This is a genomic window from Mucilaginibacter sp. P4_G9 (genome assembly GCF_056400985.1).
The window spans coordinates 1-16,707 of record NZ_JBFUKF010000087.1; the positions used below are offsets into that span (position 1 = coordinate 1).

The following is a 16,707-nucleotide window of genomic DNA, read 5'->3' on the forward strand; positions in this document are numbered from 1 at the left end:
GGCTCATGTGATCCATCACCAAATCTGTCTCTTTCCAAAGTATCGTGGTTTTGGCATTCAATATATTTTTTGAAGATTGATGGTTGGCTTCGTTATAGCTTATCTGATGGTTGGGCAATACAATACCTAAAGTTTTTTTAGGAGTAGATACTTTAACCTTTCCGCGTGTTACTGTTACCTGAACCAGGCAGCCTTCGGATTTAATATTGAACGCTGTGCCTAATACGCGTGTTGTAATCTGCCCTGCATGCACAAGGAAAGGGTGAAGCGGATCGTGCCTGATATCAAAGTAAGCCTCGCCTGTTAAGTATACTTCGCGGGTTTTGCCGGTGAACTTTGCCGGATAATCTAAATGACTGTTTTTATTTAACAACACGATGCTACCATCGGCCAGTTTTATTTCTTGCACATGACGGGTAGGTTGGGGTACAGCTACCTTGGCTTGTAAAGGTGCTGGTTTAGGTCTGGTATGTAAAAAGTATAACCCGGCGCAAATAAATAATGCAATGGTTGCTGCAACCGACCAAACGATTGTTGCCGGACTTCTTTTTTGAAACGAGTAAATTTTTTTTTCCTTCTTTATGGTTTCAAGCAACTTATTATATAAAACCTCCTGGTGGCCAGGGTCAATGTCAACAAAAGAGCGGGCTTCGGTATCTGACCATAATTTTTCCAATAAACCTTCAATTTCTAACAGGTTATCCTCTTTGCCTATCAGTTCAAAAAGCTCATCAAGCTCTTGCATGGTACATGAGCCGTCCAGGTATTTTTGAAACAAGTATTTTATGCGAAAAACAGAGGCTGTTGACATGCTACATTTGGCTAATTGGAACCAATTTGTATACTTGACGATAAAATAACGGGAGAGGACTAATTAGATATGAAAAAAAATAAAAAAAGAGAGATTGTCAGCAAAATGAATAACAGGCCATGCTTTATAAATTCGCGCATTTTTTTTAATGCAGTAACGATGTGATTTTTTACAGTATTTTTCGACAGATTTAATCTATCGGCAATTTGTTCATGGGTGAGGCCTTCTTCCCGGCTTAAATTGAGTACTAATTGTTGTTGCTGGGTAAGCATTTGCAAACATTGTGTAACGCGCTGGTTATATTCTTTTAAGTCGTGATTTGAAGCTGCTGTTGCCTGCTCATATTGCATTTGATGATTAAGCAGCTGTTGTATCCTTTTTTCGCGGGCGGCTGTACGTAAAAAGTCGAGCGATTTGTTTACGGCCATCCGGTAAAGGAAAGCATCAATATTTTCAACTTCATTAAGAATTTCTTTGGCCGACCATATCTTCACAAAAATATCAAGCACCAGTTCTTCTGCAATTTCGCGAGACTTAACAACTTTATAAATGTAGGCGAAAAGCCTGGGTTGATTTTCTTTAAAAAACAACTTAAATGCAAGTTCATCGCCCGATGACAGGCGCTGGTGCAGCGAAGTTGATATTTCGTCACCAATATTGGCTGATCTCAAATAGTTGAACAAAATGCGGTATTATAATTGGAATCATAAAGTAACAACCTATTATTCAAATAATCAATAAATAAGTTAATAAATGATTGTGAGGAGGACAATTAATATTATATCTATAACAGTTATATGCAGCAAATTAAAGCTTAATATCAACCTTTTTCCCCGTTTTTACCGCAAGGTAGATCGCATCAATTATTTTTAGATCTTTTACAGCTTCTTCGCCGTCTATTGGAACAACAGGCTGTTTGTTTTCGAAAATGATCCCTGCTATTTGTTCCATTTGCACAGTTTGATGAACGGTAACAGGCTGGGTTAATTSGCCCTTATTGGTACGCCCTTTGATAGGTCCATAGCCGGTTGATGGTTGTAACTCTGCAAATCCCTTTTCTCCATTCAGGAAAAAACGATCCAGGTTATTCATTTTATAAGTTGATAAACAGGATGCAGTGGCCCCGCTGGGAAAGCCAAATTGAAATTGTATAGTTTCATCTACGCCCTCCTTAAATTTTATGGGATCTGTTTTAGTCTCCTGTGCGGTAACCCAAACGGGCTCCTCGCCGGTCATATACCTGGAACCATTGATGGCATAAATGCCTATGTCCATTAAAGAGCCGCCGCCTGCCAGTTGTTTATTTAATCGCCATTGCGTGGGATCGCCGATCGTAAACCCGCATAATCCCTGGAAGAACAAAATTTTTCCAAAATCACCGGCTTTTCTCATCCTGATAACTTCGAGCGTTTTGGGTTCAAAATGCATCCGGTAGCCAACTAATAATTTCACATTCGCTTTTTTACAGGCGTCTACCATCTCCTGCCCTTCTTTGGCATTCACAGCCATTGGCTTTTCGCAAATCGCATGTTTGCCCGCATTGGCTACCCGTATCACCTGGTCATGGTGCAATCCGTTTGGGGTTATTACATATACTGCATCAATATCAGGGTTGTTTTTTATATCGTCGAAATTTTCATAATTGTAACAATTCTTCGCAGGTATAGCATACTTGCTTTGCCATTCTTTAATTTTTGAGGGCGTACCACTAATTACACCAACCAGTTTGGCCTTTACACAGGACTGCATGGCTTCAGCAACGCGGGTTCCATAACTTCCAAGCCCCATTATAGCTACACGTAATACCGGCCCCTTATATGCTTCGTTATGATTATTTTTGCTATCTGCGCATGCTGTAATTGGGGCCAAATGCAGTGCTAAGGCTGATAGTCCTAATTTCTGTAAAAAGTCGCGACGTGAATTCATAACCAGGTTATTTATGTTGTTTATGAATCACAAATTACTCATTTATTTAAAAAATTCAACTACCTGGGATAGTTTATCTTTCCACCGCAATTATCTTTTTACAATCCCCAATAAATTAAAAAATCAGGGTTTGGCCAAAAGCCTTTTGCTACCATTGTTAGTTATTCTGATTCCCGTGTACCTAATGAATTGATCTTTGACCAGGGCTTGGGTGATTTATTTATTATCCGGACTGCAGGACAAGTATCGTCAGCAGCCCCCTGTGAATAATGCTATAAGACAAAACGTGATCGACCAGGTAAATGCCCTTAGAGATTTAGATCCTATTTTACATAAAAAATATTCAAACGGAGAAATCCTTATTGTAGACGCGGTTATGATATCCACACCGGAAAAGTAGAATTCTTAAAAGAAACCTTACAGAATCTTCCGGAAAAGAAATCCAAATAGCCCCCGGGCGGCCAAATGATTTCAATCACTTACCAGAGGTTTGGTAACCATTGACAACCCATGTTTGTACAACAGGTGTTGGGAGGGATTTAATAAATCTTCTCAACACCTATTTATAACACCGTCAATGCAAGCTGATAGTCAAGTGCATCAAGACAATACCTTAATACGTTGCGCTATTAGCGTATTGAGCAATTGACCAGATGCGTGTTCAGAACCAACCAGGTCGGCCAAAGTTACCTGATCTAATAATTGATCAACCGAGAGCTGAATGATTTGCCAGAGTGACCGCACAGAACAGTCCACGGAATTAGTACACAAAGGCCGTACGCCCGCATAGCTGCCGCAAAAGTCCTTACTGTACAAAGTACCGCCCAGCAATTTCAAAACCTGATTGATATTTACCTCACCGGCAGGTCGGGCCAGTACATAGCCCCCCTTGTAGCCCGGTGTGCTGCTGATATACCCAGCTATGCGCAATATGCGCGTAAGCTTGGCTACGTAAGCTGCCGACAAACCTTCGGCCTCACTTAAATCCGGAATGCTCATCCCGCCGTTATCCCCACATTTCGCAATGCGCAGTAATAACCGTAAACCATACTCCTCCTGGGCCGTAATTTTCATATTTAACGCTATATTTTAGTATTTGTGCTTATATCTTTTATAACATACCTAATTCGAACTTAGCCGTTTCAGACATCATTTCCCTATTCCAGGGTGGATCCCATACTACAGCAACATGCACTTCATTTACGCCTTCAATTTGTTTTATTTTTTGTTCCACTTCTACCGGTAATGACTGCGCAGCAGGGCAGCCTGGAGCAGTAAGGGTCATCACAATCTGTACATTGTTCAAAGGAGGCATAACCGTTGTTTCATAGATCAGCCCAAGTTCATAAATGCTTACCGGTATCTCGGGATCATAGATAGTTTGCAAACAATCAATGATCTTTTGTTTCAATGCTTCCTCGTTCATCATCGCGTTTTTTTTAATTTCCAACTGTTTGATAGACCAGGGCATAATTTTTCATCTGCCTGATCATGGCCAGCAAACCGTTAGAACGGGTTTGTGCCAGGTGTGTCATCATGCCTATTTGCTCTATAAAATCGAGCTTTGCCCGGATAATCTCGCCGGGTATATGTCCTGACAGCACACGGATCAGCATACTCACCAAACCTTTTACAATAACGGCATCGCTATCTGCTTTAAAAAATACCCTGCCATCATGGTAATCTGCTACCAGCCACACCGCCGATTGGYAGCCTTTAATCCTGTTTTCTTCTACTTTATAAGCATCATCTAATGCGGGTAACTTTTTACCAAGGTCGATGATGTATTCGTACTTATCTTCCCAGTTATCCAGAAAAGAAAAATCTGCAATAATTGCGGCCTCGGTATCCTGCATTTGCCCGTTGTTGTCTGTTATCATCATGACAGCATTTTGATGGATTTATGTAAACCTATAATCAATTTATCTACTTCTTCCCTGGTGTTGTATAGTGCAAATGAAGCTCTTACTGTACCTGGAATATCAAATCGTTTCATCAGCGGCTGGCAGCAGTGGTGGCCGGTTCGCACTGCAATTCCCTGGTTGTCCAGTAAAATACCTATATCCTGCGGATGTGCCCCTTTGATCACGAAAGATACCAGGCTCGCCTTCTCCCTGGCTTTGCCAATAACCGTGAGCCCAGGGATGTTTTCCAGTTGCTCCGTAGCGTAGGCCAATAACCCGACCTCGTGTTTCCGGATTTCTGCCTTCCCGGTTGTATTAATAAAGTCCAGGGCAACTTTTAATGCAATGGTATCCGCTATATTGGGAGTTCCGGCTTCGTATTTATAGGGCAGCTCGTTATACGTGGTATGTTCAAATGTCACCTCTTTGATCATTTCGCCGCCACCCTGGAAAACCGGCATATTCTCCAGTATCGCTTTTTTACCATATAGCACCCCTACCCCGGTTGGCCCATAAACCTTATGCCCCGAGAAGGCGAAAAAATCGCAATCCAGGTCTTGCACATCAATATCCAGGTGAACGGCCGATTGCGCCCCGTCAACTAATACGAGGGCTCCGGCCTGGTGAGCGGCAGCAATCATTTCTTTAATCGGATTTATCGTTCCTAATGCGTTGGATACCTGTACAATGGAAACCAGCTTTGTTTTAGCAGTCAACAGATCCTGGTAAGCCTTTAAAGAAAGTTCTCCGTTTTCTGTAACCGGGATCACTTTGAGTACGGCATGCTTTTCATCACAAAGTATTTGCCAGGGTACTATATTAGAATGATGCTCCATGCCCGAAATAATGATCTCATCTCCTGCATGAATATTTTGCCTGCCCCAGGTATAGGCTACCAGGTTAATACCTTCCGTTGTTCCCCTGGTAAAAATGATCTCTTCGGTAGCTGCCGCACCAATAAATTGTTTTACTGCGTAACGCGAGGCCTCATAGGCTAAAGTAGCTTCTTCGGCCAGGCTATGGATGCCCCGGTGAATATTGGCATTATAACCAGTATAATAATCATTAATGGCATTAATTACACTTAATGGCTTTTGTGATGTTGCCGCATTATCCAGGTATACCAACGGCTTATCCTTAACCATACGGCCAAGAATGGGGAATGCCTTCCTAAGGGCATACACATCAAAAACGGGCGATATCGTGCTTAAAGCTGTCATTTTTTTATTTATCATTAAAAAGCTGCGCTGTAATCAATTGCCTCACATATTCGCGAAGCAATTCGGGTTTTATCTGCAGCAGTATATCTTCGGCAAAGGCTTGTAACAGCATAGCCTGTGCGTTTTCTTTAGGGATACCTCTTGCCCTTAAATAGAACAAGGCTGTTTCATCCAGTTGACCTACAGTACAGCCATGTGAACATTTTACATCATCAGCAAAAATTTCCAGCTGGGGCTTGGTATTAATACTCGCCTTATCAGACAACAGGATGTTTTTATTGGATTGATAAGCATTGGTTTTTTGCGCCTGCGGCTGTACCATGATCTTTCCGTTAAATACGGCAGTTGCGTTATCATCCACAATCCCTTTATAAAGCTGGTTACTGAAACAATTTGGTTTGCGGTTATCAACCAAAGTATGGTTATCGGCATGGGTGTGGCCTTTAAGCATATACAAACCATACAAATGTGTTTCATTGTCTGCTGCATCCAGTACCAGGTTCATATTATTGCGGATCATACCGCCGTTAAGCGTAATCGTCGCAGTATGTACATAACTCCGGCCCATTTGCCGGATATGTGTTGTGCTCACCTGGCTGGCATTCACCCCATCGTTCTGGAGCTGATAATATTCCACATAGGCATTGCTGTCAACCACCATCTCCATCACCTGGTTGGTGAAACTATCGGCGGTGCCTGTTGTTTGATACGTTTCCACGAGTTGCAGTTTACTTCCTTCGCCCACATATACCAGGCTGCGGGGCTGCAAAAGCATTTGATGTTCACGTGCATCTGCCAGATGATACAGGTAAACAGGATGCTTCAATTGTTGTCCTTTAGCGATGTAGATAAATACCCCCCCATAGATGAATGAGGTATTAAGCGCATGGATCCCGTCTTTAATATACTTACTGCTTTGTCCAAGATGCTCTTTAACAAGGTCTTTATATATTCCCTTTACGGCATCTTCCAATGGCATCACAGTTAATTGGTGGCCCGGCGAACGGATGGTGGATAGCGAGGGCATAAACCGGCCGTTTACAAAAACCAGTTCATTAGCGCCCGAATATCCCGGCAAGCGGATGGAATCAACGTCTGCCTGGCTAAGAACAGGTTTCTCCTCAACAGCTGCAACATGATATTCTTTATCAAACAAACTGCTGATATTGGTATATTTCCACTCTTCGTTACGCAAAGACGGAAGGCCTGCGCTATTAAAACTATCAAAGCCCTCCTGGCGCATCCTGGCAATTTCGCTATCCGGGCTTGCACCCTGCAACTGTTCAAAGCGGTCTTTAAAATAACTTACATCTGTCATGATCCTGTTTAATTAGTACCTGTCGGTAAGCCTTCGGCTAAATTGATCTCATCCTTAATAAAATCATACCCTTTTTCTTCCAGTTCCAGGGCCAGTTCTTTACCTCCTGATCTCACCATACGGCCATTGTATAATACATGTATAAAATCGGGTTGCAGGTAATCCAGTAAGCGCTGGTAATGGGTAATTATTAGAATGGCCCGGTCCTTATTGCGTAGCTGGTTTACCCCCGCAGCCACAATACGCAGGGCATCAATGTCCAAACCGGAATCTGTTTCGTCCAGTATGGCAAGTTTGGGTTCCAGCATAGCCATCTGGAAAATCTCGTTGCGTTTTTTCTCCCCGCCAGAAAAACCTTCATTAACAGAACGGCTCAATAAGGCCTGGTCAATATTAACTAACGCCATTTTCTCCTTCATCGTTTTCAGAAAGGTAACGGCATCCAGCGGTTCTTCCCCCAGGTATTTCCGCTTTTCATTTACGGCGGCTTTAATAAAATTGGTGGTACTTACCCCAGGTATTTCCACAGGGTATTGAAATGCCAAAAACAAACCTTCACGGGCCCGGTCTTCCGGCGGCATCTGCAGCAGGTCTTTACCAGAAAAGGTAACCGAACCCTGGGTTACTTCGTACTCTTCTCTCCCGGCCAGTACCAGCGCCAGCGTACTTTTTCCCGAACCATTCGGCCCCATAATGGCATGGACTTCTCCCGGTTTGATTTCAAGGTCAATCCCGTTTAGTATTTGCTTCCCTTCAATGGCCGCATGTATATTTTTTATAGATAACATAGCAGTTCTATAACGTGTTTTATAAATAATCTGTGTCTTTCAAAAATTATCCTACGCTGCCTTCCAGGCTGATAGCCAGCAATTTTTGTGCTTCTACAGCAAATTCCATAGGCAGCTGATTCATTACTTCTTTGGCAAACCCGTTAACGATCAATGCCACGGCAGTTTCGGTATCAATACCCCGTTGCCTGCAGTAAAAGAGCTGATCTTCACCAATTTTTGAGGTGGTTGCTTCGTGCTCAACAATTGATGTTGTATTTTTAACCTCAATATATGGGAAGGTATTCGCACCGCATTTGTCGCCCAGCAGCAGGGAATCACATTGTGAATAGTTACGGGCATTAGTGGCCCATTTGCTGGCGCGTACCAGCCCGCGATAACTATTATTACTATGCCCTGCAGAGATCCCTTTTGCTACGATCCTGCTTTTGGTATGCTTACCCAGGTGGATCATTTTGGTACCGGTATCCGCTTGCTGATAGTTGTTGGTAAGTGCAACGGAGTAAAACTCGCCGATGGAATAATCACCTTTTAAAATTACGCTTGGATATTTCCAGGTAATTGCCGAACCGGTTTCTACCTGTGTCCATGATATCTTGGAATGATCGCCCTGGCATATGCCCCGCTTGGTAACAAAATTATAAATGCCGCCGCGCCCTTCTTTATCGCCGGGATACCAGTTTTGAACAGTGGAATATTTGATCTCCGCCTTGGTAAGCGCTACCAATTCTACTACGGCTGCGTGCAGTTGATTTTCGTCACGCATAGGGGCTGTACACCCTTCCAGGTAGCTAACGTAGCTATCGTCTTCAGCAATGATCAGCGTACGTTCAAACTGGCCAGAGTTTTCTGTATTGATCCGGAAATAAGTGGATAACTCCATGGGGCAGCGTACACCTTTAGGAATATAGCAAAAAGAACCATCGGTAAAAACAGCCGCATTCAGCGCTGCAAAATAATTATCGGTCATGGGCACTACAGAACCCATGTATTTTTTTACCAGTTCGGGATGCAGTTGTATAGCCTCGCTCATGGAGCAGAAAATAACTCCGATTTCTGACAGTTGCTTTTTGAATGAAGTGGCCACAGAAACGCTATCCATCACCACATCTACCGCTACCCCGCTCAGCCGTTTTTGTTCATCCAGGGAAATACCCAGTTTTTCAAAAGTACGGCGCAATTCGGGGTCTATTTCATCCAAACCGTTTAACTGCTGCTTTTGCTTAGGAGCAGCGTAATAAATAATATCCTGGTAATTAATTGGCGGATAGGTCACGTTCGGCCACTTTGGCTCTTCCATTTTCATCCACTGGGCATAGGCTTTAAGACGCCAGTCCAGCATCCAGTCGGGCTCGTTTTTTTTGGYCGAGATCAGGCGGATAACCGATTCGTCAATCCCCTTCGGAGCGGTGTCCGTATCTATATCTGTAACAAAACCGTATTTATAATCATTTAATACAGTTTGTTCCAGTGTATTCAGTTCTTCTTTCATGATGCCGGTCTTTAAGTGGAATCAGTAATAATAACACCACAAAGATACGGTCATTATCTGTTTATACAAAAAAGTATAAACAATATGACAATGGCATCACTTTGGGTAATCCGGCAACAATTCACACTAATTTTTGAAATAAGCGGGATCCATGAGTACCCATTAAGGGCATCTTTTAGGATTTGGGGCTGTTTTAAGAACCGGGCGCAATTGCAGCGCCCGATTCTCCGGCTATTTTAGCCGCTTAGGAATGATCGGCTCCTAATGGTATACCGACCATAGATGTAGGGAAGATTATAAAAGGCTGCGCCCGTGCGATTCCCTCCCAACGGGCTGCTTGTACACAAGTGAAAAGAGCAGCCTGTTGCGATGAGATTTATCTACCCGGCTTTAAAATCCGCTGTCATCCAAAGCAAAAGTATTTTTCCTTTCCTTCCATTTACCTTTTGTAAAATCCGGAAATTGGATACTTGCGTTGCCTTCTTTTAATGATTGGGTTGATAATGGCGTGATTACGCTCATGGTAACCGAATCGTACACATCAATAGGTGTTTGCCGTTTTTGCTTAACTGACTCTATAAAGGCATTAAACACAAACCAATCCATGCCACCATGCCCTGCACCTTCGGCCAGCTTTTCGTATTTTTTCCACAGGGGATGATCGTATTTATCGAACCATAATTTTGCCGGATCCCATGAATCATCTTCCTTCGACTGATGATCGATATATACACTCTTGTTTACATCCATCCAAAGCCCCTTTGTTCCCTGTACCCTGAAACCTAAGGAATACGGCCTTGGCAAGTGTGTATCGTGGCTTAGCAATACAGTTTCGCCATTTGCACAATTGATCATGGTGGTAGTTACATCACCATTTTTGTAATTTATCTTCGCGTTTTTATGGCCAGGTGATTGTTCCTCCACGTAAGCGGCTAATCCTTTCGCTTTTGAACTAAACGAAACCAGGTTGGTAAAACGGTTACCCGCATTGATATTTGCGTAATGCATGCATGGACCTGCTCCGTGAGTTGGGTAAATATCCCCATCCACATCAATATTATACTGGGTACGCCATTGGGCCTCGCTCAAAGCATTAGGGCCAAATTCCACGCCACCACCATAGTATTGCTTGCCGTTATTAAAAAGCACATTCCTTAGGTTATGCTGATAGCCTCCTTCTAAGTGTATCATCTCGCCAAACAGGTCCTGCCTCACCATGTTCAGGGCAGCCATTACGTCCCTGCGGTAACAAACATTCTCCAGGGTCATATACGGCATGCCTGTTTTTTCAGATGTGCGCACTATATCCCAATGCTCATCAACCGTTAAGCCTGCAATTACCTCGCAGCCTACATACTTACCAGCCTTCATGGCATCTATAGCCTGCGGGTGATGAAACTGCCATGGAGTGGCAATAATTACGGCATCAATATCTTTATGRTCCAATAACTTTTTATAAGCATCCAGTCCACCGGTATATTCCTTTACCGGGGCATGGCCTTTTTTGGCAATGTATTCCCGGCAAATTTTAAGCGAGCTTTCCTGGGTATCACAAATGGCCACTATCTCCACATCATCGCGCAGCAAACCTTCGGCAATATGGCTCATGCCACGGGCGCCAACGCCTATATAACCTAATCGAACCTTGGCCGGCGCCGAAGCAAATAAGCTTCCGGTGGGTAATATGCTAAAACCGGCTACGGCGATCGCACTGTTTTTGATAAATTCTCTTCTTTCCATTTATAATTAATTAGTTGCTTTAAGGTTGTTTAAAAATAAATAAATCTTTCCGTCCCCTCGGGGTCTCTCGCAGAGGACCCTGAGGTACCACGATCACCTCGCATAAACGTGGCTTTCGTGAACAATACGGGCTTAGTACAACCGCAGGGTCCTCTTTGAGAGACCCTGCGGGGACAGGAAGCTGTCAAGCCCGTTACCCGCATAACTAAACACGTCATCCTCATTTTTTACCGTTTTATAAATGTACTGGCATTCATCGTTTTTGTAAAGAATATATAGCTTCCATTTTAACGCAAACGTTTGTAATCCTGTCGTGTTTATCATTTAACCAATATCTACAAATAACAATTGTGGTTAGCTCTCCCCGACAGCCTTTTCCCTATACAAAACTCACAAAGCATAATCTCCCGGCCATTGGCAATGCCCCGCTTTTAGCCGCTATAGCAGCGGCATTCATATTTTAGGTTGATAAAAACTTAAATTAGTAATTTATAGTAACTCTTTTAAAACTGTAATGAAATTACGCATTAAGCAGGTGTATTTAAATACCTTGCAGCCAAAACAACACGCAAACGTTTGCAAAGCAATAATATCATAATAATCTCCTAACTTTAAATTTGCAAAAACATACACACAGCCCCGGATAATGCAATCAAAACCAACTACTATAAAAGAGATAGCGCAATTACTGGGCATCTCGGTTTCTACAGTTTCAAGGGCCTTGCATGATCATCCCAGTATTGGGCTTACTACCCGTGCCAGGGTTAAAAAACTGGCCGGCGAGTTAAATTACGAGCCAAATCAAACAGCCATATTTTTACAGAAAGGTAAAACCCACACCATCGGTGTTATTTTACCCGAGCTTTCCGAAGCTTTCTTCTCATCGGCCATAAGCGCGATTGAAGATACCGCCTACAAAAAAAACTATACCGTACTGCTTGCACAATCGCACGATGATGAGCATAAAGAAAAGCTGCTGGTAGAAAAAATGAAGAATCACAGGGTTGATGGCTTACTGATATCCCTGAGTAAAAACACCTCGTCTTTTCATCATTTCGAGAATTTAAAAAAATACAATATCCCGGTGGTATTTTTCGACCGGATACCCCCTATGCCCAACATACACTACGTAGCCTGCAATATGGAAACAGGTACTGTTGAGGCAGTTAGCTATTTATTAAAAAAGGGGCATCGTGTAATTGGAATGATAAACGGCCCGCAAACCATGGTGGCTACCGGCGAAAGAAAGGAAGGTTATATTAAAGCCATGACCAAAAACAGGCTAAAATATGATCCTTCATTAATTGTATCATGCGACCTTACCGAAGAGGGCACAAAAAAAGCATTGGATAAATTATTAGCCGGCAAAAGGAAACCTACCGCGGTTGTAACTTTTAATGATTATGTGGCCCTTTTTGCTATCAAACACGCGCAAAAATTGAATATTAAAATAAACAAAGATCTTGAATTTGTGAGCTATGCCAACTTACCTTTGATTAATTATATGGAAAATATACCCGCGGCTTCTGTTGAGCAATTCCCCTATTTGCAGGGGCAAAAGGCTACCGATATTCTGATAGACCTGCTTCATCACCAGCATAAAGGAACAAATGAACAAAGCGCCTATTACAAGCTCATTATTGAATCGCAACTGATCGAAAACAAAAAATAAACGATTAAAAAACACTCAAACGTTTGCACACCGGTTTCATAAGCCAATTAGGTATGTTTGACCAAATAATCTCAATAAAATAATATGTTTGATGATATACTAAGGGGCTTTGGATTAAATGTTTCAGCATATGACATCCGGGCTTTTGGCTCCGGCTTAATAAACCATACGTATAAGCTAAGCGGTAATGAGGGGACCTATATCCTTCAACAAATTAATACCAGCGTATTTAAAAATCCCGGTTACATAGTTAGCAATCTGGCTTTAGTAAAAGAGTACCTTAATAAAACCAACCCCGGTTACCTTTTTGTAGCACCATTAAAAACCATTTCGGGCGACTTTATGGTTAGCTCATCAGAKGGTAAGTTTTACAGGCTGTTCCCGTTTATTGAGGGATCACATACGGTAAATTTTTTGCAGAACAGTACCGAAGCTCATGAGGCTGCCTTGCAGTTTGGCAGATTTACCTGCCTCCTCAATCATTTTGATATAGGTCAGCTTAAATATACTTTGCCTGATTTTCATAATCTTAAACTTCGGTTCGATCAGTTTAAGGCCGCCGCTCAAAATGCCGATCCGGCTAAATCAGCGCAGGCCGCGGCAGAGATAAAGGAGGTTTATAACCATTACCAGGTGGTACAAACCTATAACCAGGTAGTGGCTAATAATGAAATTCCGTTGAGGGTGGTACATCATGATACCAAGATCAATAATGTGCTGTTTGATGATAGCGGTAAAGCCCTTTGCCTTGTAGACCTGGATACCGTAATGCCGGGGTATTATTTAAGCGATGTGGGCGATATGATGCGCACCTACCTGTYGCCTGCCAACGAAGAAGAAACCGATATGGATAAAATACACATCAGGGAAGATTTCTTCAGGGCGATATACAAAGGTTACATGACCGAAATGGGCGACATTTTAACCGAAACCGAAAAACAGCTTTTTATTTTTTCAGGCAAGCTGATGATATACATGCAGGCTTTGCGTTTTTTAACAGATTTTTTGAACAACGATGTTTATTACGGCTCGCAATACCCTGGTCATAATTTAATGCGCGCAAAAAATCAGTTTAAGCTGCTTACCGAATACGTTGCTGCCGAGCCTTCATTTAAAATACTGATAGCTAACGTTAATAAGGATTTTTTGACTGCCACCAATCAAATTGATTAGCGATTTTTATCAGCAACAGCATATTTGATAAGAAGCTGTTTAAAATAAATAAATTAGACCGTCGAGAGCTAAAATTTCGCAAAACTCTGAAGGGGAAATGACGTTTTAAAAGGTTTGTCATCCTGAACGCAGTGAAGGATCTATTCGCAGACTGTACAGGGCGAAGAAGTATGGCGGAGAGTAGATCCTTCACTGCGTTCAGGATGACAAAAGAGTTTCTTTAGCAAATACATCATAGGTAGGCACAAAGCAATCGCAGGCTTTAAAGAGCCTCTCTGCATTGTTAGGGATTGCTTCGTACCTCGCAATGACGGTGGGATAAAAGCCTATAGTGGTTCACTATTTATTGCCCGACAGCCGATCAAATAAGCCAATCACTTTCATATTTCTTAACTGGTTTTCTTCCGCAATGGCCGATGGGTTTAAAAAATCCTTATTCAGCTTTGCAAATCTTTCATCCAGACTTTTTGAACCTGTTAGTAGTTGCTTCAATTTGCCAATAACAGCAGACTTTTGCGACTCATTAAACGTGGCTTGATTTACCTGCTTTTCGATCAGCTGGTAAGTGAGGTAATAAACCCTGATATCGGCCATCAGCTTAAAATGTTCAAATTCCTGCTGGTTCTTTAGCGGTTTTAATGCATAAAGCTTTTGTTGAGCCATGGTACAGCTACCCAACAACTGCGGGATAGACATTGGGGTTGGCGATATAACCTCGCCTTGTTGAATTTCATACGGTGATGTTTTTAAAGCCTCCCAAAACGATGATGCCCCTGCCTTATCCAATCCAAACTGGTCTTCGGCGTATTTATAAACAAATAGGTTTATATCTAATGGGTGCTTGCCTTTAAGTGCTTCAAAGTAAGCTGCTATCGAAATATTAAACCCTGATAGTGGATACACATGCCTTATAGCATATAGTTCGGCAACATCAGCTTCTGATTCATAGACTGATGAATATTGGCCCGATGTTGACCAGGAGGTCATGATCATGCCTTTATAACCCAAGCTGGCTGCCGCAGGTATAAAATCGCGGATATTTTTGAAGTGTTTTTCCCATTGGGTAAGGTTATAATTATCCGGACTTGACCGCAATGCCGGAGAGCCCCAGATCTCGAAACCGCTTTCCATCAGCTTTTGATGGTCGCCAAAATGGCTCATATCCCAGCCATAGTTCCAATCTACAAATACGGTTTCTTTGGGTAGGGATTTGATGGCTTCCGGATACTTTAAAGCAATATCCGCCCAAAGCACTGGTCGCTTACCTAATTTGATCACAATATCGCACAGCATTTTAATGTAGTCGGTATACAGTTTGGATTTGCCCTCCTTTTCGGCCTTTGCTTTACATTTGGCATCGTGCCCCAGCAAATAGGTTTCGTCGCCGCCAATATGGATGTATTTTGACGTGTGTGAAGCTGCCAGTTCGGTATACAGATCGGTAAACAGCGCCTTATCGCCACCGGTTTCCAAGGGGCAAACCTGTGATACATCCTTTTGATCTTCGCGCAGCTTCTTATATCTTTCATGCCGCAGGATATACTCCACATGCCCAAAGCTTTGCTGCAGGGGTATTACGTCAATACCCAAACTATCGCAATATTTAATAAAGCTTTTTATCTCCTGCTTACTGTAAGCATAACGGTTTGGTATCAGTGGGTGCTTCTCAAAAGGATAAGTACCCTCCCACTCCATTACCAGCGTATTCATACCATGCTGCTTCAGCTTTAAGGCAAAATCCATCAGGGCAGGCATGGTCATAACCTGGATGCGCAGATCAAGGTGAAATCCCCTGACTGGAAACGGGGCCGTTACCGTTTTACTTTGTTGTGCAAACAAAGTATTTAAACAAGCCAGCAGTAATAATACAGGTAACAGTTTTTTCATGGTTGATATTTCAGATATGTGTGCCGCTTTTATCATCAGCAAAAAGCAGCGCATGCGGATGTTTACGCAATATGGTTGATGGATATTTTTCGCTGATATCAGCGTTTAAAGTATGATGAACAGCTTCTGCCTTTTTTTCACCGGGAACAATTATATACAGGTAAGGTGCACTTACCAACGCCGGGATAGTTAACGTTAGTGCGTGCGTAGGCACATCTTCTATCCGGGCAAAGCAGCCATCATTAACCTGTTGAATCCTGCAGGCATTATCCAGATCAACAACCTTTACCCAAACGGGGTCGTTAAAATTGGCCACATGCGGATCATTAAATGCCAGGTGCGTATTCTCGCCGATCCCCAAACAAACAATATCCGTAGGGAACCGTGTTAACAGATCTGCATAACGCAGGCATTCCTCATCCGCATCAGGTGCATTGCCGTTTAGGTAATTCACACTGTTAAAGGTCACTTTGTCAAACAAACGTTCTTTCAAAAAATTTCCGAAACCCTGCGATGCGTCCTCCCCCAGGTTTAAATACTCATCCATATGAAAGGCGTTAATCCTCGTCCAGTCGATACCCTGCATTAATAAAGCCTCCAGGAACTCATTTTGAGATGGCGCCRCAGCGAAAACAATATTCACGAAGGGTTTTACATTAAACAGTTCATTTATTTTTTCGGCAACTGCTATGGCGGCAGCCAGGCCCATCAAATGCCTGCTTCCAAAAATTTTAACCACCAGGTTATCTTTTGTAAGTTCTTTCATTATTTAGCCC

Annotated in this window: 16 protein-coding genes; 3 read left to right on the plus strand and 13 right to left on the minus strand. The window is 42.6% G+C overall.

What is annotated here, in order from left to right; genetic code table 11:
* From AC1DPZ_RS10155 to AC1DPZ_RS10165, 3 genes are all read right to left on the minus strand, one after another.
* The coding region (locus AC1DPZ_RS10155; RefSeq protein ID WP_477402863.1) for a FecR family protein at positions 1-811 on the minus strand (811 nt) is incomplete at its 3' end.
* Between the two features lie 59 nt (positions 812-870).
* On the minus strand, positions 871-1,482 hold the full coding sequence (locus tag AC1DPZ_RS10160) for an RNA polymerase sigma-70 factor (RefSeq protein WP_477402864.1): 612 nt from the start codon (positions 1,480-1,482) through the stop codon (positions 871-873).
* Positions 1,483-1,618: 136 nt separating this feature from the next.
* Positions 1,619-2,737 carry a Gfo/Idh/MocA family protein gene (locus tag AC1DPZ_RS10165; protein WP_477402865.1) on the minus strand — a complete coding sequence of 373 codons (1,119 nt, stop codon included), beginning with the start codon at positions 2,735-2,737 and terminating at the stop codon, positions 1,619-1,621.
* Positions 2,738-2,890: 153 nt separating this feature from the next.
* Between AC1DPZ_RS10165 and AC1DPZ_RS10170 the strand changes: the two genes are divergently transcribed.
* Positions 2,891-3,007, plus strand: coding sequence for a carbonic anhydrase (locus AC1DPZ_RS10170; RefSeq protein ID WP_477402878.1), 117 nt, complete (start codon positions 2,891-2,893; stop codon positions 3,005-3,007).
* Positions 3,008-3,337: 330 nt separating this feature from the next.
* Here AC1DPZ_RS10170 and AC1DPZ_RS10175 read toward each other — a convergent pair whose 3' ends face one another.
* The 8 genes from AC1DPZ_RS10175 to AC1DPZ_RS10210 form a co-directional block, all read right to left on the minus strand.
* The gene (locus AC1DPZ_RS10175) at positions 3,338-3,811 is read right to left on the minus strand and encodes an RrF2 family transcriptional regulator (protein ID WP_477402866.1); all 474 of its coding nucleotides are present in this window, start codon (positions 3,809-3,811) and stop codon (positions 3,338-3,340) included.
* Between the two features lie 37 nt (positions 3,812-3,848).
* Positions 3,849-4,187: an iron-sulfur cluster assembly protein gene (locus tag AC1DPZ_RS10180; RefSeq protein WP_477402867.1), complete on the minus strand. Its 339-nt coding sequence runs from the start codon at positions 4,185-4,187 to the stop codon at positions 3,849-3,851.
* Positions 4,177-4,620 carry a SufE family protein gene (locus tag AC1DPZ_RS10185; protein WP_477402868.1) on the minus strand — a complete coding sequence of 148 codons (444 nt, stop codon included), beginning with the start codon at positions 4,618-4,620 and terminating at the stop codon, positions 4,177-4,179. Before AC1DPZ_RS10185 ends, AC1DPZ_RS10180 begins: the two co-directional genes overlap by 11 nt.
* Complete coding sequence (locus tag AC1DPZ_RS10190) at positions 4,617-5,876, minus strand: SufS family cysteine desulfurase (RefSeq protein ID WP_477402869.1); 1,260 nt, start codon at positions 5,874-5,876, stop codon at positions 4,617-4,619. The genes AC1DPZ_RS10185 and AC1DPZ_RS10190 overlap by 4 nt, the downstream gene beginning before the upstream one ends.
* The gene (gene sufD, locus AC1DPZ_RS10195) at positions 5,866-7,179 is read right to left on the minus strand and encodes a Fe-S cluster assembly protein SufD (protein ID WP_477402870.1); all 1,314 of its coding nucleotides are present in this window, start codon (positions 7,177-7,179) and stop codon (positions 5,866-5,868) included. Before sufD ends, AC1DPZ_RS10190 begins: the two co-directional genes overlap by 11 nt.
* An 8-nt stretch (positions 7,180-7,187) precedes the next feature.
* A complete protein-coding gene (gene sufC / locus AC1DPZ_RS10200) occupies positions 7,188-7,967 on the minus strand; it encodes a Fe-S cluster assembly ATPase SufC (RefSeq protein ID WP_477402871.1) in 780 nt (259 codons plus the stop codon).
* Positions 7,968-8,013: 46 nt separating this feature from the next.
* Entirely contained in the window at positions 8,014-9,459 is a 1,446-nt protein-coding gene (sufB, locus tag AC1DPZ_RS10205; protein ID WP_477402872.1) for a Fe-S cluster assembly protein SufB, read from the minus strand.
* 390 nt (positions 9,460-9,849) lie between these two features.
* Positions 9,850-11,199, minus strand: coding sequence for a Gfo/Idh/MocA family protein (locus AC1DPZ_RS10210; RefSeq protein ID WP_477402873.1), 1,350 nt, complete (start codon positions 11,197-11,199; stop codon positions 9,850-9,852).
* Between the two features lie 646 nt (positions 11,200-11,845).
* Between AC1DPZ_RS10210 and AC1DPZ_RS10215 the strand changes: the two genes are divergently transcribed.
* Both AC1DPZ_RS10215 and AC1DPZ_RS10220 read left to right on the plus strand, forming a co-directional pair.
* Positions 11,846-12,871, plus strand: coding sequence for a LacI family DNA-binding transcriptional regulator (locus AC1DPZ_RS10215; protein ID WP_477402874.1), 1,026 nt, complete (start codon positions 11,846-11,848; stop codon positions 12,869-12,871).
* A gap of 84 nt (positions 12,872-12,955) precedes the next feature.
* Complete coding sequence (locus tag AC1DPZ_RS10220) at positions 12,956-14,044, plus strand: phosphotransferase enzyme family protein (RefSeq protein ID WP_477402875.1); 1,089 nt, start codon at positions 12,956-12,958, stop codon at positions 14,042-14,044.
* A 339-nt stretch (positions 14,045-14,383) separates the two neighbouring features.
* Here the strand turns inward: AC1DPZ_RS10220 and AC1DPZ_RS10225 are convergent, their stop codons facing one another.
* Both AC1DPZ_RS10225 and AC1DPZ_RS10230 read right to left on the minus strand, forming a co-directional pair.
* Complete coding sequence (locus AC1DPZ_RS10225) at positions 14,384-15,931, minus strand: beta-N-acetylhexosaminidase (protein WP_477402876.1); 1,548 nt, start codon at positions 15,929-15,931, stop codon at positions 14,384-14,386.
* A 10-nt stretch (positions 15,932-15,941) separates the two neighbouring features.
* Complete coding sequence (locus tag AC1DPZ_RS10230) at positions 15,942-16,697, minus strand: glucosamine-6-phosphate deaminase (RefSeq protein ID WP_477402877.1); 756 nt, start codon at positions 16,695-16,697, stop codon at positions 15,942-15,944.
* Between the last annotated feature and the right edge of the window lie 10 nt (positions 16,698-16,707).

What these genes read in the sequence shown, in the direction of transcription:
- AC1DPZ_RS10225 (WP_477402876.1), bottom strand. Translation starts at nt 15,931, where the DNA reads ATGAAAAAACTGTTACCTGTATTATTACTGCTGGCTTGTTTAAATACT.
- sufC (WP_477402871.1), bottom strand. Translation starts at nt 7,967, where the DNA reads ATGTTATCTATAAAAAATATACATGCGGCCATTGAAGGGAAGCAAATA.
- sufD (WP_477402870.1), bottom strand. Translation starts at nt 7,179, where the DNA reads ATGACAGATGTAAGTTATTTTAAAGACCGCTTTGAACAGTTGCAGGGT.
- AC1DPZ_RS10175 (WP_477402866.1), bottom strand. Translation starts at nt 3,811, where the DNA reads ATGAAAATTACGGCCCAGGAGGAGTATGGTTTACGGTTATTACTGCGC.
- AC1DPZ_RS10190 (WP_477402869.1), bottom strand. Translation starts at nt 5,876, where the DNA reads ATGATAAATAAAAAAATGACAGCTTTAAGCACGATATCGCCCGTTTTT.
- AC1DPZ_RS10215 (WP_477402874.1), top strand. Translation starts at nt 11,846, where the DNA reads ATGCAATCAAAACCAACTACTATAAAAGAGATAGCGCAATTACTGGGC.